This is a genomic window from Serratia sp. PGPR-27, from assembly GCF_022678525.1.
GTDB classification, from domain to species: Bacteria; Pseudomonadota; Gammaproteobacteria; order Enterobacterales; family Enterobacteriaceae; genus Serratia; species Serratia nematodiphila.
The window spans coordinates 97,715-112,276 of the sequence record NZ_JALBYS010000002.1; the positions used below are offsets into that span (position 1 = coordinate 97,715).

Sequence of the window (14,562 nt, forward strand, 5' to 3'; positions counted from 1 at the left end):
AAATATTCGCCTTTGCGCAGGATATTATCTGCATTCGCCCGCTATTTTTGCCGGGATAACCTGCCTGGAAGGCGCATTGTCAGGGCGATCCATCGTTGAAAGGCAAAAAATTGCATAAAATTTTGTCTTGCCCGTGGGGCGATCGCCGGACAAAAAAAATCCACCGGCGCGGGGCCGGTGGATGAGGGAGCAATATACCGTGACGCTTACTTACGGCGGCCGGTGATGCGGCACCACTCTTCACGCTCGGCGACCGGATCGAGCGTGAACTTCTCTTCGTAGGCTTGTGCAACGCTGCTCGCCTGGCTGGCCAGCACGCCGGACAGCCCCAAATGACCGCCGGCCTTCGGCAGGCAACCGATCAGCGGCGCCAGTTCGCGCAGCGGGCCGGCGAGGATGTTGGCGACCACCACGTCCGCCAGCAGGTCCGCCGGCTGGTCTTTCGGCAGATACAGCTCCAGACGCTCTGAGACGCCGTTACGCTGCGCGTTGTCGCGGCTGGCCTGAATGGCCTGGGGATCGATGTCGATGCCGATAGCGCGCGCCGCACCCAGCTTCAGCGCGGCGATCGCCAGGATGCCTGAACCGCAGCCGAAATCGATGACGGTTTTGCCGGCCAGATCGAGGCCGTCCAGCCACTGCAGACACAGCGCGGTGGTCGGGTGGGTGCCGGTGCCGAACGCCAGGCCCGGATCGAGCATCACGTTGACCGCGTCGGGATCCGGCACGTCGCGCCAGCTCGGGCAGATCCACAAGCGCTCGCCGAAGCGCATCGGGTGGAAGTTGTCCATCCATTCGCGCTCCCAGTCCTTGTCTTCCAGCTGCTCTATCTTGTGGCGGAAACCGGCGCCCAGCAGCGGGTGCTGTTCCAGCATCGCCACCACCTCGGTCATATCGGTTTCCGCGTCGTACAGGCCGATCACATCGGTATCGCCCCACAGCAGGGTTTCACCCGGCAGCGGCTCGAACACCGGGTTATCGTGGGTGTCCTGGAAGGTCACCGACACGGCGCTGCTTTCCACCAGCGCGTCGCTCAGGTCTTCCGCCTGGCTGCCGGTGGTGTTCAGTTTGAGTTGGATCCAAGGCATAGCAATTCTCTTCAAGAGGGTAATGATGACGCCGCCCGGCGCTTTTCGCCGACGACGTTACCGAGATAAAACGCCAACAGGCTGAGCAACAGCGAAGGCACGATAGGATGCAGCCCCGCCGGTTGCAGGTTGAAGCTGGCCAATAGCGTATAGCATACCGCACCCGACACCATTGAGCTAAGCGCTCCCTGAGCATTGGCGCGTTCCCAATACAGGCCCAGCACCAGCGGCCACAGGAAGACCGCCTCCAGCCCGCCGAAAGCCAGCAGGTTGAGCCAGATGATCATCTCCGGCGGGCGCCAGGCCGCCAGCAGCACCAGCAGGCCGAGGATCAGCGTGGTCAGGCTGGAGAAGCGCTTGATCAGCCGCTCGTTGTGGATCTGCTGCGGCCGCACGCCAAGGTAGAGATCCTTGATGATGGTGGCGGAGGATTGCAGCAACTGGGCGTTGATGGTCGACATGATCGCCGCCATCGGCGCCGCCAAAAAGATCCCGGCGGCGTACGGCGGCAGCACGGTGATCATCAGCGTCGGGATCACCTGGTCGGGGATCTTGAGATCCGGCAACACCGCGCGGCCGAGCGCGCCGGCCAGGTGCATGCCGAACATCAGCACCGCCACCACCACGGTGCCGAGCAGAATGCCGCGATGCACCGCCTTGCTGTCCTTGTAGGAGATGCAGCGCACGGCGGTGTGCGGCAGGCCGATCACCCCGAAGCACACCAGGATCCAGAATGACGCCATAAACGGCAGGCTGAGGATCTGATCGCCGCCCTGCGGCGACACCAGCGCCGGATCGATCTGCTGCAGTTTGCTCACTGCGCTGTCCAGTCCGCCAGCGGCATGGATCACGGCCACCAGCAGCAGCACGGTGCCGAGCAGCATCACCAGCCCCTGCATGGCGTCGTTCAGCACGCTGGCGCGGAAGCCGCCGAAGGCGGTGTACAGCGCGATGCTGATGCCGAAGATCAACAGGCCGGTGTCGTAAGGAATGCCGGCGGCGGTCTCCAGCAGGCGTGCGCCGCCGATGAACTGCACCGTCATGGCGCCGAGGAACGCCACCAGCAGGCTGAGGCTGGCCAGCCACACCAGCAGGCGGCTTTGGTAGCGGCCATACAGCATGTCATTGAGAGTAATGGCGTTGTAGCGCCGCGCCAGGATGGCGAATTTCTTGCCCAGCACGCCGAGCGACAGCCACACCGCCGGCAGTTGGATCATCGCCAGCAGCACCCAGCCCAGGCCGTATTTGTAGGCGGCGCCGGGCCCGCCGATAAACGAACTGGCGCTGATGTAGGTGGCGGTCAGGGTCATCGCCAGCACAAAGCCGCCCATCGAGCGGTTGCCGAGGAAATATTCGCTGAGGAAGTTTCCGTTCTGGCGGCGTCGATAGGCGTACACCGACAGGCCGAACACCAGCAACAGGTAGGCGACCAGCGGCAGGATCACTTCAGTTTGCATCGCGGTCCTCCAGCGAAATGTCGCGGAACACCGTGCGCACCATCAGCCAGCACAGGCCGATGAACAGCAGCGGCACCAGCAGGCAGGCCATTTCGAACCAGTGCGGCAGGCCGGTGACGCCGATGGCGCTGTCCGGCAGGTAGGCCGCCAGCCCCCAGGCCAGCAGGTAGAGCAGCGTCAGCCCCAGCGCCCAGCGCGCTTCGCGGTGCGCCTGAATAAAGCGTTTGTCCATCAGTGTCCCCCATAGGTTTACGATGATGGCTTGTGACAAGAACAGATGAAGGAACAGGATTGTACGGAATGTGCGGCGTTTGGCTAATAAATTATTTACCTTTCCGGTGAACGCAACGGGGCGATGGAAAGAAAAGAGGGGGGTAAATATATAAATTTTTACCGGTTTACTTCGATAAGAAAATAATTAAAGAGAATGGGAAAGGAATGGGTTTTATATTGGTTGGCGCAACCGGAATCGAACCAGGTGACCTCTGTGAAGTATGACACAGCGCTCTACCACTGAGCTACACGCCTGCAATAAACAAATTTATAACATCTCCTAATCATTCATGTAAATAGATTTCTTTTATTTTTTTGGCATTAAATAAATCGTTCGATTAAATAATGACCCGCATATCCTTCGCTATTTATTTACTGTGATTAATATCACGATAAAGCCGCCCCGTTAATACGTTTAAACAAGGGCGGCGTTAATTAGCGGGTTAACAATATCACGCGGTTATCGTTCTTTTCTCAGATATTCTTTCCGAAATAGTATAAAGAACGATGACGCCGATGCATAAAAAGAACATCACGGCATACAGGGCGCCACCGCCACCTTGTTTTAACAGCAAACCGCCGACAAAAGGGGCGAGCGCCAGGCCAAATTCGTAAAACGTGGCGGCACCGAAGTAAGCCCCTTTTAGGTTAGCCGGCGCCATACGATCAATTTGTATATTGAGCGTAGGGAACAGGATGACTTCGCCGAGGCTGAGCAGGAACATGGCGACCAACCACAGCACCCAGCTTTCACTGGAAACCAGCAGGAAGACAATTTGTGAAAGCGCGAGAAAGAACACGCCCAGGCTGGTTTTCAGTGCCAATGACATGCGACGGGTAAAGCGCTCGGTGAAATACTGCAGCGTTATCACCGTGGCTGCATTGATGAATATCAGCACGCTGAGCAGGTATTCGGGGTTGTACACCTGGCTGATCATGAGGTATTGCGGCAGCGTCACGTCGATCTGCCCGTAGACCAGCATCACCAAAATGTTGGCGACTACCAACACCTTGAACGCCTGATCGTTCCAGATAATCCGCAAAGAGCCAATGAACGAGAAGGTGGCGTTGCGCGTTTCTTTATCGTGCCCCGCTTTGAATACCGCGAGCACCAGCAGCAAATAGCAAAGGAACGACAATGCGGTGACGAAGAAGGTGGCTTTCTGCGCCGTCAGCCCGAGAGCGACACCCACTAATGGGCCTACGGCTGCGCCCACGTTCATCAGGAAGTAGCGGATGTTCAACGCGCGTTCTCGCTCTTGCCTGTCATGGAGAATATCGCCGATCACCGCTTTGCTGGCGGGTTCGATCAATGAGCGCGAAATGCCATTGAGTAAAATACCGACAAAATACCACGCCGGTGAGTTGGCCAACGCAAGTACGCTAAATGAAATGATAGCGGCAATTGCACCGAGAATAATCAACGTGCGACGGCCATATTTGTCTGATGCGCCACCGAAGAGATAGCCGAAAGAAATAGACACGATAAGTGATACGCTCATCATGACGCCGATTTCCACCGGCGTCATCGCGTAGTTATTTCTCATGAGAATGGTAATGAATGGCCAAATCATGAAAAAGCAGGCGCGCGTCAAAAACGTCCCGATAAAGATAACCCATATTTCTTTTGGGAAATAAGGGATGAATGTTGACCTCAAGGCGGTTTCTCCTTAAATGTTGCTCGTCGTCTGTTGAACCGAGTGTATTACACCTTTTCCAAACTTTCCTTTTCCCATCGGTTAGCCAGAGTGAGTAACGGCGTCACTCCGGTTTCTCTAATCCTCGCGATGAGATTTTTCCGCTGCTCGAAGATAACCGGATGCGGGCTGATGCCTTGAATAATCGCGGCGACAGTCGCCGAGACTGGCGCGCTATGCGCCAGCGTTGGAATCGCCAGAACGTTCATGCAGTATTCGAACATGGAATCGACGGAGTTCAATTTACCCAACATCAAGAACGTCATTTCATCTCCGACGAGGGTAGCGCCAAGGCTGTCGAATATCATTTTGACTTGCGCCACGGGCTTCTCTTTCAGATGGAAACTGAGCAGTGCGCGGAACTGGTCGCGATTCAGACGGCCCTGTTTCATCTCGTCATTCAGCATGGCGAGTGCCTGGCGTACATAATTTTCCTCTTCGTTGAACAGATCTGCCGAAGCGCAGCGGAAATGCTGTTTGAGGAAATACCAGTGAAAGACATATTTGCCGTCGAATTCAAGGCGAACAACGTTGGTGAAGTCTTCCAGATCGTGCCGTTCCGGGTGGAAGTCGCTGAGATCGCAACGAATATCGATGCCGGAAGAGGAGGCGATTCGGCGGCAAATGGTGGTGATATCAGCTTCGCCCAATAGCGCTTGCAGCATATGCTGCATGTTGTTGCCGCCGGCGGCCAACTCGCAATAGGCGTCTTTACCTGGCGTCAGGTATTTGATTCGGTTGTCGCGCGCATTGAGTGATGAGGCAATTTCAGCCCACTGGTTATGTACTTCCTGGCTTCTGATCGTTTCCAAACGAGGGTTTTTTTCATAGAACGCGATGACGCGCGGATCGACAGCCAGGCCGCTGCGTTTGAGTATTCCGGCGTCAAGCTGCGCGCTTGCTTGGTTTTTCACCAGGACATTGATGAAGTTGCGCAGCGAACTCTCCCCGCAATCTGAGAACGAGACGTCAGAATCCGGCGCGGGGCGGCAGGTTTTGGTGATGCACAGCGGCGGAAAATAGCGGCCGTACACTTCGCGATCGTAATAGTCATGGCAGCGATCGGGGAAGTGCGTCTCGCCCGTCGCCGTTTCGCCGAACAGCTCCCCGCTCAGTTCCCGCAGTTGCTGCATGTAGGCGGTCAATTTGCCGAAGTTACCCTTGCATTTCAGCCACAGCGCCGCGTTGAGCAAATGAAACACCTCTCTGTCGTGCTCGGCGGTGCGGCTGGCCGCGATCAGTAAACGACATAAATTGTGCAACTCGGCCAGCAAGCTGTCGCGATCGGCACAGTGGATACCGACGTAATCCTGCACACGTCGCGGCAGATAGCGGTGATACTTGTTGAAAGGCAGATGCAATGCAATGAAGTCAGCGCTGAATCCCTCGGTTTGCAGCCGTGCGACGGTGCTTTCGGTAAAATTTTCCGCCAGCATGCTGGCGCGCAAGGTGGCTTCATCTTTTTGCTGGCGGGCATGTTCGACGGCGGCCTGCGCGTTTTGCCAGGCGGGGAACAGGCCGGCTTGATGCACGGCTTCTTGCTGCGCCGCATTCAGGTGTGCTTCCAGCTCGGTGATTTCGGCATTGAGCGCCAGCAGCTGCGCCTCTTTATTCTCAGCAGCGCTCTTGCCCAGCGTTTTTTTGCCGGCTTTGAGCGCGGCGATCGCGGCTCGACATTGTTGGATCGGCACCTGCTGCGCTTTAACGGCGTTTTCCGCCTGTTGCAGGATCTGATTCAGCGCTTTTTCTTGCGCTTTCAAATGGGCGCCGAGGGAGAGCGCTTCGCGTTCTGCGGCTGCGATCTGCGCTTTTGTGTCCTCGAACTGTTGCAGTACGCTGTCGCAAAGCCGGCGTATTTGCACAGAAAGCCGATGTTGCTGCTCAATGGCAGCGTGAAAGTCCGTTTCATCTCGTACATGCTGATATAACGAGGCGATATCATTGTCGGTGAAACGCGGGCTGCTCATGAAAGCCACCAGCCGTGCAAGGGTAGAGGGGGAAAACCAGGTGAACGGATTCTTCACCTCTTTGCTTACGTCAAACTCGACCAGGTCAGTACGGTAGAACAACGCGCGCGCCACCTGGCCGATCGGGTGTTCGGCGCCAAGAAAACGGTAATACTTTTCCGCGAGTTCGTTGTTGCACCAGAGCACCCCGTACAGTGGCGAAAGAAAACGATACTCAGGGCGTAACGGCATGTAGAGATCGCGGAAAATCTGTCTGGTTTGATCGGTCGTCATCAGCTAAAACCTTGGATGATGTTTTTTAACTTGAGCGCTGCCTGGTGGATTTGTTGTTGCTCATCCTGATTGGGCATCAGCGACAGCGGCGTAAAGACGCCGTCGCGCAGAGCCAGCGGCCAGGACATGAACACGCCCAGTTCCGGCAGCCAGACCGAACCGCAGCAGGGGGTTTCGTCCCGTTGGATGATGCGCTCAAGCAAGATAAGAATGGAGGCGGCCGGGCCATATTTAGGAGGGCGCCGCATTTTGTGAAATATGTCCAACCCTTGATTGCGGGTATCGGTGACGATTTGCGCCAGCGCCTGCGCCGAAAGTAGCTGGTTCAGCGGTCCCTCGTCGGTTGTTACCTGGCTGAGCAAGGGCACCAGCCCGGCGCCGTGCTCGCCGCAGACTGTCAGGCTACGCGCGTCGATGCGCTGCATGTCGATCCCGGAAATGCGGCAGATGCTTTTCAGCAGCCTGGCGGTGTTGTGCGCGGCGCCGATGCCTATCACCCGGCAGCGAGAATCGAGCAGGATTTTATCGATGTAATAGCTGATGCTATCCACCGGATTGACCGCATTGATGATGTGACAGCCGGGAGCAATGAAGGGTTTGGCTCGGCTAAAAATGGCCTCACTGAGCCGTACGTGATCGTCCAGCAACGCCTGGCGATCATGCATCGGAAAGGTTGAAGGCACGCCATAGCAACAGAGGATCACGTCAGCCCCGTCGATGTGGCGGTAGTCATCCGTCACAACAATCTTGGGTAAAGACGTTCGGTTATGGCGTGAGAAGAGCGCTTCCGCCAGCAGGCCATCAAGAATATCTTCGCAAACGGCTGAATACTTTTCGGTATTTCGGCAGATGATCACGACTTCATTGACGCTGCCACGTCGCTCGGTCGTACTTAACAGCGCGTTTAGCGTCTCTTGCCCAATGCCGCCGAATCCCAATAAAACAATTTTCATGACCGCTCCTGATGACCTGCCCGGCTTATGCTTCGATCAGTTCGGCCAGTCTTGCATACTGCTTCTCAACCATACTCCACCCTTTATCGAGTACGGCTTTGACACGCTGGAATTGTTCTTCGGTCATCCCCTTGAAGAACGCTTTATCCACTTCCTGATGATCGCCATCGAATTCGGAGTGATCCTCGAAATGGTTCTGTTTGCTCGGATCGAACACGTGTTTGATGTTGTTATAGAACACGAAAGCCGAACCTTCGATGACAAAGTGCACCAGGATAGCCTGTTCCAGATTATCCAGCGTGATCATCTGGTGGTTGAACCAGATGCACAGCGCTTCAAAGATCGCGTCTTCGCGAACCTGGAGGTTGTCGCGGCTGTTGCGCAGCACCTCGTCATGGCCGAATTCTTCTTTCAGATGTTCACTGAAGAAACGCGAGAAGCGAACGTCTTCACACAGTGCGCTACGCAGCAGCACCATTTTTTGGAACTGATCGGACAGGATCTGCAGGTAGTCCAGGAACAAGGATTTTTTCGCCTCGGAGAACGTTTTATCCTTGGCGAATGCGGTAAAGATCGGGTTGTCCTGGTAGCGCTCGATGTAGCGGGCGTTATGCGCTTTAAGCTGATGGTAGTAAGCGTAGGGATCTTGATCGAAAGTCACCAGCGGCTTGCTGGGATCTTCATAGAGCCCGCGCTCCTCAAACTGGATTGACAACCCCCAGTAGCCGTTGTCGCCCGCGCCGATGAAGCCGTGATCCGCGCCTGGCGGAATGCAGATGACATCGCCTGGAACGGCCCGGCGGTCAACGCCGTCTCCCAGCAGGATCGCTTCCCCTTCACAAATGATATACAGCGAAGATATTGGATGAACATGCACATCCAGCTTTTCGTTTTTCGCCAGACGCACCCAGCTTACAGCCAGGCGTGCCCGTTCGGGAATAAAGCGGTTCATTTCCTCATTGGCGCGGAAATTCTTCACTTCGCCCAAAAGCTTCTCAATCCCGTTTTCCTTAATGCTTTTTATGGTTTCCATGTCAGCACGGTGGTACAGGGAAAACACGGGCTTACGGTCGTATTCAGTTACATGGCTCATTAAGACATTACTCATCTAAGTCAATAAAAAGGATAAATAAAAAGAGAAAAAGAGCGCGCTGCATTCGATCGACGGCGACAATAGCACGGGCTATCACTGAGCGGATGTGATCGGGGTCAAGCTTTGTAATTAATACGTTAATTTTGTTAAAGTTTATGATGTGTGAAAATGCGATGGATTGAGTTTTTTCCTTGCTAATATTTATTTTTAATCTATGAGTTAAATATTTTTTGTTTAAAAACAAATTGTTATTTTTTGCATGGTGATGTGGGTGGAAGGCTGGATGAATGTGAAGAGAAAGTTATCTATGAAGATTTGATTCTATTTTGCGCGGTTGAACGAAAAAATCAGGCGGGCGCGAGAAAAGAAAAAGGCCGGTGATTAACCGGCCTTTCGTCAGACGATGCTGCGTGGCTGCCTTAGGTTTCCTGCAGACCCAGCTTCTTCTCCAGATAGTGGATGTTGGTGCCACCGTGCTGGAAGTTTTCGTCGTTCATGATCTTCTGCTGCAGCTCAACGTTGGTTTTGATGCCATCGATGATCAGTTCAGCCAGGGCGTTTTTCATGCGGGCGATCGCCACGTCACGGTTTTCGCCGAAGGTGATCAGTTTGCCGATCATGGAGTCATAGTACGGCGGTACGGTATAACCGGCGTAGATATGAGATTCCCAACGCACGCCGAAACCGCCTGGCGCGTGGAAGCGGGTGATCTTGCCCGGGCTCGGCAGGAAGGTGTTCGGATCTTCGGCGTTGATGCGGCATTCTACCGCGTGGCCGTGGATCTTCACTTCTTCCTGTTTGATCGACAGCGGCTGACCGGCAGCGATGCGCAGCTGCTCTTTGATCAGATCCACGCCGGTGATCATTTCGGTAACCGGATGCTCTACCTGAATACGGGTGTTCATTTCGATGAAATAGAACTCGCCGTTTTCATACAGGAACTCGAAGGTGCCCGCACCGCGGTAGCCGATTTCCACGCAGGCTTTCGAGCAGCGCTCGCCGATGTAGCGGCGCATTTCGCTGGTGATGCCCGGTGCCGGCGCTTCTTCGACCACTTTCTGGTGGCGGCGCTGCATGGAGCAGTCGCGCTCGGCCAGATAGATGGCGTTGCCCTGGCCGTCGGCCAATACCTGAATCTCGATGTGACGCGGATTCTCCAGGTATTTTTCCATGTACACCATGTCGTTGTTGAAAGCCGCTTTGGCTTCCGCTTTCGTCATGTTGATGGACTGCTCAAGGTCTTTGTCGCTGCGCACCACGCGCATGCCGCGACCGCCGCCGCCGCCGGAGGCCTTGATGATCACCGGATAACCGATGCGCTTGGCGAAGGCACGGTTTTTATCCATGTCGTCGGTCAGCGGGCCGTCGGAGCCCGGCACGCATGGCACGCCGGCTTTTTTCATGGCGTTGATCGCGGAAACCTTGTCGCCCATCAGGCGGATGGTTTCGGCTTTCGGGCCGATGAAGATGAAACCGGAGCGTTCAACCTGCTCGGCGAAGTCGGCGTTCTCGGACAGGAAGCCGTAGCCCGGGTGGATCGCCACCGCGCCGGTAATTTCCGCCGCCGAGATGATGGCCGGGATGTTCAGGTAGCTTTTTACCGATGGCGCAGGACCGATGCAGACGGTCTCGTCGGCCAGCAGCACGTGTTTCAGATCGCGGTCGGCCGCGGAGTGAACCGCAACGGTCTTGATGCCCAGTTCTTTACAGGCACGCAGGATGCGAAGCGCGATCTCGCCGCGGTTGGCGATAACAATTTTATCAAGCATGGGGGCGCCTCGTTATTCGATGACGACCAGCGGCTCGTCATATTCGACCGGCTGGCCGTTTTCCACCAGGATGGCTTTCACGACGCCGGACTTGTCCGCTTCGATCTGGTTCATCATTTTCATGGCTTCAACGATGCACAGGGTATCGCCGGCGTTCACTTTCTGACCCACTTCCACGAAGGCTTTCGCGTCCGGGCTTGGGGTGCGGTAGAAGGTGCCTACCATTGGGGAACGAACGACGTGGCCACTCACGGCCGCCGGTGCTGCAGGGGTTTCTGCCGCAGGCGCGGTGGCAACGGCGGTAGCCAGGGCTGGCTGCTGCTGTGCCGGCATCGCGTAAGCCTGCTGCATGACGGGATAAGCCTGCGCCGGTGCGGCACGGCTGATGCGAACCGATTCTTCGCCTTCAGAGATTTCCAGTTCAGAAATGCCTGATTCTTCAACCAGTTCGATCAGTTTCTTGATTTTACGAATATCCATGAGTGTGATTCCGTACTCTTTTTGTGGAGCAATTAGTGGGTTTTCGACAGACGGTTAACCGCTGCCTGTAAAGCGAAAGCGTAGCCATCCGCGCCGAGGCCGCAAATCACGCCTACCGCTACGTCTGAGAGATAAGAGTGATGGCGGAAAGGTTCGCGGGCGTGCACGTTGGACAGGTGGATCTCGATGAACGGGATCTGCACCGCCAGCAACGCATCGCGCAACGCCACGCTGGTGTGCGTGAACGCCGCCGGGTTTATCAGAATGAAATCGGTGTTGCCGCGCGCCTGATGGATGCGATCGATCAGCTGATGCTCGGCGTTGGACTGCAGATGGCTCAGGGTAATATCCAATGCGGATGCCTGGTTTTCCAATCCGTTAACAATCTCTGTCAGCGTCGTGCTGCCGTACTTCTCCGGCTCACGCGTCCCCAGCAGATTGAGATTGGGGCCGTTCAGAAGCAAAATGTGAAACTTATCCGCCATTGTGCTGGTATCTCCGGCAATAAAACCATCATCGTAGAAAATAACCCGATGTTACCGATTTGTCACCTGTTAAGGGGCAAATTCACCCTGAGAACAGAAACAAGGTCGGGCATTATAACGATATCGTAGCAATTCGCAGCTAAATACTGGTCTTATCAGCGAAGATATTCAACCCCAAATCGACCAACTCGGGGTTCCGTGACAGGAATATGAGCGCTGGAACACAGAAAAAGTTCCCGCCGGCGGCGTGCGTTTTTCAACGACAATAACGCGCGCCGCCGCGCGATTCAGCGCCACCAGGCGCGGAATTTCTTGTAGCGCAGGCCCAACAGCGCCACCGCCAGCAGCGCGTAAATGAACGGCTGGGGGGAAAAGGTTTTGACCGACCACAGGTAGTGGATGGGGGCGAGGATCGCCGCCAGATAGACGAAGTTGTGCAACGTTTGCCATTTGGCGCCCAGTTTGCGCATTGCCCACAGCGTCGAGGTGGCCGCCAGCGCCAGCAGGATCAGCCAGGTGAGGATGCCGAGCGTCAGATAAGGACGGTTCACCAGCTCGCTGCCCAGCAGGCCGAGATTGCTCAGCCCCAGCTCCAGCGTGGAGTAGCTTATCAGGTGCAGCGTGCCCCAGGCAAAACACCACAGCCCTACCAGACGGCGGCAGCGGATCAGCAGCGGCTGGCGGGCGTAGCGCGCCAGCGGGGCGATCATCAGCGTGACCAGCAGCAGTTTCAGCGTCATCCTGCCGGTAAAATGCTGGATGTCCTTGGACGGATCGGCGCTGAACCAGCCTTGATCCACTGCCAGTACCAGCCAGAGAAAGGGCAAAAACGCCGCCAGATGCAGGGCGGCTTTCAGCCATTTGATGTGAACAGGCGTCAGGCGCACTTAGAAATTCTCCCGCAGATCCATGCCGCGATACAGCGACGCCACCTGATCGGCATAGCCGTTGAACAGCAGCGTCGGTTGGCGTTTGACGTCGAGAATGCCGCCGGAGCCGATGAAGCGCTCGGTGGCCTGCGACCAGCGCGGATGATCGACGTGCGGATTCACGTTGGCGTAAAAACCGTACTCGTTCGGCGCGGATTGGTTCCAGGTGGTCGGCGGCTGATCGCGCACCAAGCGGATATGCACGATCGATTTGATGCCTTTGAAGCCGTATTTCCACGGCGTGATCAGTCGCAGCGGCGCGCCGTTTTGCGGCGGCAGGGTTTTGCCGTACACGCCGACGGTCAACAGCGCCAGCGGATGCATCGCCTCGTCCAGCCGCAGCCCTTCGACGTAGGGATATTTCAGGCCGCCGCCGATAAAGCGATCTTTCTGGCCGGGCATCTGCTCCGGATCGTACAGCGTCTGGAAGGCTACGTAACGCGCGTTGCTGTTCGGTTCGGCCAGCTTGAGAAGCTTGCCCAGCTCGAAACCGATCCACGGCACCACCATCGACCAGGCCTCGACGCAGCGCATGCGGTAAATGCGCTGCTCCAGCGGGAAACGCTTCATCAGATCGTCGATATCCAGCGTTATCGGTTTCGCCACTTCGCCGTCGATGCGCACTTTCCAGCCTTCGGTTTTCAGCCCGCCGGCGTTGGCGGCCGGATCGGCTTTGTCGAGGCCGAACTCATAGAAGTTGTTGTAGCCGGTCACCTTGTCTTCCGGCGTCATCGCCAGCTGCGCCTGCCAGGCGGCCGGTTTGCTGAATGCCAGCGCTTTGCCCGGCGGCGCCTTGGGGCGATCGTTGCCCTTGAACCACGACAGCAGGTCCGCCCGCGCGCCGGTAGGCAGCGCCAGCGTAGCGGCGCTGATGCCGAGCGCCTGCAGCACCTTGCGCCGCTGGTGGAACACGCTCTCCGGCGTGACGTCGGCCTCGGTTAATTTCGGGTGTTTGTTCATGCTTATGTTCTCCGCGACTGATTCCCGCCGCCTGTAAGCGGCAAACGGGTCTCCATGAAATAAGCATGGCGCTAAAGCCGGCCGGAAGCGAGGGGGCGCGGGAAAATATGAAATTTCGCAGAAGCGGGAACTCCCCCCGTCGCCGAGGGGAGAAGGTCAGCGGATTTTCACCAGAGTGCGGCCGGTGATTTGGTTGTTAAGCAGCGCGGCGGCGGTGGCCGGCGCCTGCTCGAGGGCGATTTCGTGTGTGGCCTGCTGATAGAAGCTGTCCGGCAGAATGCCGGCCAGCCGTTCCCAGGCGGTTTGGCGGCGATGCAGCGGCGTATGCACTGAATCCACGCCCTGCAGGCGCACGTTGCGCAGAATGAACGGCATCACGGTGGTCGGCAACTGATAACCGCCCGCCAGGCCGCAGGCGGCGACGGTGCCGTTATAGTTCATCTGTGCCAGCACCCGCGCCAGCAGTTTGTCGCCGACGGTGTCCACCGCGCCGGCCCACAGCTGTTTCTCCAGCGGACGCGGCGTGTCGATATAGCCATCGCGCGACATCACCTCTTTGGCGCCGAGCGCTTTCAGGTACTCGGTATTGCTGTCGCGGCCGCTGATGGCGGTCACCCGGTAACCCAACGCCGCCAGCAGGGCGATGGCGGTGCTGCCCACGCCGCCGCTGGCGCCGGTGACCAGAATATCGCCGTCGTCCGGGTGCACGCCGCCTTCCTCCAACGCCATGACGCACAGCATGGCGGTAAAGCCGGCGGTGCCGATGATCATCGCCTTGCGCTCATCCAGGCCGTTCGGCAGCGGCACCAGCCACTCACCGGAGACGCGCGCCTGCTCGGCCAGGCCGCCCCAGTGGTGTTCGCCCACGCCCCAGCCGGTGAGCACCACGCTTTGCCCCTCTTTGAAGCGATCGTCGCGGCTGTGGCGCACGGTGCCGGCCAAATCGATGCCCGGCACCATCGGGAAGTTGCGCACGATCTTGCCTTTGCCGGTGATCGCCAGCGCATCCTTATAATTTAGGCTGGACCAGTTGATGTCGACGGTGACATCGCCTTCCGGCAACCGATCGCTGCCGATATCTTTGATATGAGCCAGAGTTTGGTCGTCTTGTTGTTCCAATAACAGTGCACGCATGTCA

13 protein-coding genes and 1 tRNA gene are annotated in these 14,562 nt (G+C 57.0%); all 14 read right to left on the reverse strand.

The genetic code is table 11. The features are described 5' to 3' along the window. Positions 1–206 precede the first annotated feature (206 nt). A complete protein-coding gene (gene prmA / locus MMS95_RS01775; RefSeq protein ID WP_242141346.1) occupies positions 207–1,088 on the reverse strand; it encodes a 50S ribosomal protein L11 methyltransferase in 882 nt (293 codons plus the stop codon). A gap of 11 nt (positions 1,089–1,099) precedes the next feature. Further along, positions 1,100–2,545, reverse strand: coding sequence for a sodium/pantothenate symporter (gene panF, locus MMS95_RS01780; protein ID WP_004936863.1), 1,446 nt, complete (start codon positions 2,543–2,545; stop codon positions 1,100–1,102). Continuing rightward, on the reverse strand, positions 2,535–2,777 hold the full coding sequence (locus tag MMS95_RS01785; RefSeq protein ID WP_004936865.1) for a YhdT family protein: 243 nt from the start codon (positions 2,775–2,777) through the stop codon (positions 2,535–2,537). Before MMS95_RS01785 ends, panF begins: the two co-directional genes overlap by 11 nt. Positions 2,778–2,996: 219 nt before the next feature. Beyond that, positions 2,997–3,073, reverse strand: a tRNA-OTHER gene (locus tag MMS95_RS01790). Between the two features lie 197 nt (positions 3,074–3,270). After that, the gene (locus tag MMS95_RS01795) at positions 3,271–4,476 is read right to left on the reverse strand and encodes an MFS transporter (protein ID WP_085337195.1); all 1,206 of its coding nucleotides are present in this window, start codon (positions 4,474–4,476) and stop codon (positions 3,271–3,273) included. A gap of 47 nt (positions 4,477–4,523) precedes the next feature. Then, positions 4,524–6,755 (reverse strand): hypothetical protein, encoded by a 2,232-nt coding sequence (locus MMS95_RS01800; protein WP_242141347.1) that lies wholly within the window; start codon positions 6,753–6,755, stop codon positions 4,524–4,526. After that, a complete protein-coding gene (locus MMS95_RS01805) occupies positions 6,755–7,708 on the reverse strand; it encodes a hypothetical protein (protein WP_015379200.1) in 954 nt (317 codons plus the stop codon). The genes MMS95_RS01800 and MMS95_RS01805 overlap by 1 nt, the downstream gene beginning before the upstream one ends. A 25-nt stretch (positions 7,709–7,733) precedes the next feature. Further along, the gene (locus MMS95_RS01810) at positions 7,734–8,816 is read right to left on the reverse strand and encodes a cupin domain-containing protein (RefSeq protein ID WP_238545836.1); all 1,083 of its coding nucleotides are present in this window, start codon (positions 8,814–8,816) and stop codon (positions 7,734–7,736) included. Between the two features lie 404 nt (positions 8,817–9,220). After that, on the reverse strand, positions 9,221–10,570 hold the full coding sequence (accC, locus tag MMS95_RS01815) for an acetyl-CoA carboxylase biotin carboxylase subunit (protein ID WP_004936886.1): 1,350 nt from the start codon (positions 10,568–10,570) through the stop codon (positions 9,221–9,223). A gap of 12 nt (positions 10,571–10,582) precedes the next feature. Beyond that, a complete protein-coding gene (gene accB, locus MMS95_RS01820; protein ID WP_004936889.1) occupies positions 10,583–11,050 on the reverse strand; it encodes an acetyl-CoA carboxylase biotin carboxyl carrier protein in 468 nt (155 codons plus the stop codon). A 32-nt stretch (positions 11,051–11,082) separates the two neighbouring features. Next, positions 11,083–11,535, reverse strand: coding sequence for a type II 3-dehydroquinate dehydratase (gene aroQ, locus MMS95_RS01825; protein WP_004936891.1), 453 nt, complete (start codon positions 11,533–11,535; stop codon positions 11,083–11,085). Between the two features lie 287 nt (positions 11,536–11,822). Continuing rightward, complete coding sequence (gene msrQ / locus MMS95_RS01830; protein WP_048325609.1) at positions 11,823–12,422, reverse strand: protein-methionine-sulfoxide reductase heme-binding subunit MsrQ; 600 nt, start codon at positions 12,420–12,422, stop codon at positions 11,823–11,825. Then, positions 12,423–13,424: a protein-methionine-sulfoxide reductase catalytic subunit MsrP gene (gene msrP / locus MMS95_RS01835; RefSeq protein WP_049278415.1), complete on the reverse strand. Its 1,002-nt coding sequence runs from the start codon at positions 13,422–13,424 to the stop codon at positions 12,423–12,425. 156 nt (positions 13,425–13,580) lie between these two features. After that, positions 13,581–14,558, reverse strand: a complete 978-nt coding sequence (locus MMS95_RS01840; RefSeq protein WP_242141348.1) for an MDR family oxidoreductase — start codon at positions 14,556–14,558, stop codon at positions 13,581–13,583. Positions 14,559–14,562: the final 4 nt, after the last annotated feature.

Coding starts and splice junctions, on each gene's coding strand:
- accB (WP_004936889.1), bottom strand. CDS start 11,050: ATGGATATTCGTAAAATCAAGAAACTGATCGAACTGGTTGAAGAATCA.
- prmA (WP_242141346.1), bottom strand. CDS start 1,088: ATGCCTTGGATCCAACTCAAACTGAACACCACCGGCAGCCAGGCGGAA.
- panF (WP_004936863.1), bottom strand. CDS start 2,545: ATGCAAACTGAAGTGATCCTGCCGCTGGTCGCCTACCTGTTGCTGGTG.
- MMS95_RS01805 (WP_015379200.1), bottom strand. CDS start 7,708: ATGAAAATTGTTTTATTGGGATTCGGCGGCATTGGGCAAGAGACGCTA.
- MMS95_RS01840 (WP_242141348.1), bottom strand. CDS start 14,558: ATGCGTGCACTGTTATTGGAACAACAAGACGACCAAACTCTGGCTCAT.
- MMS95_RS01785 (WP_004936865.1), bottom strand. CDS start 2,777: ATGGACAAACGCTTTATTCAGGCGCACCGCGAAGCGCGCTGGGCGCTG.
- accC (WP_004936886.1), bottom strand. CDS start 10,570: ATGCTTGATAAAATTGTTATCGCCAACCGCGGCGAGATCGCGCTTCGC.
- MMS95_RS01800 (WP_242141347.1), bottom strand. CDS start 6,755: ATGACGACCGATCAAACCAGACAGATTTTCCGCGATCTCTACATGCCG.
- msrP (WP_049278415.1), bottom strand. CDS start 13,424: ATGAACAAACACCCGAAATTAACCGAGGCCGACGTCACGCCGGAGAGC.
- aroQ (WP_004936891.1), bottom strand. CDS start 11,535: ATGGCGGATAAGTTTCACATTTTGCTTCTGAACGGCCCCAATCTCAAT.
- MMS95_RS01810 (WP_238545836.1), bottom strand. CDS start 8,816: ATGAGTAATGTCTTAATGAGCCATGTAACTGAATACGACCGTAAGCCC.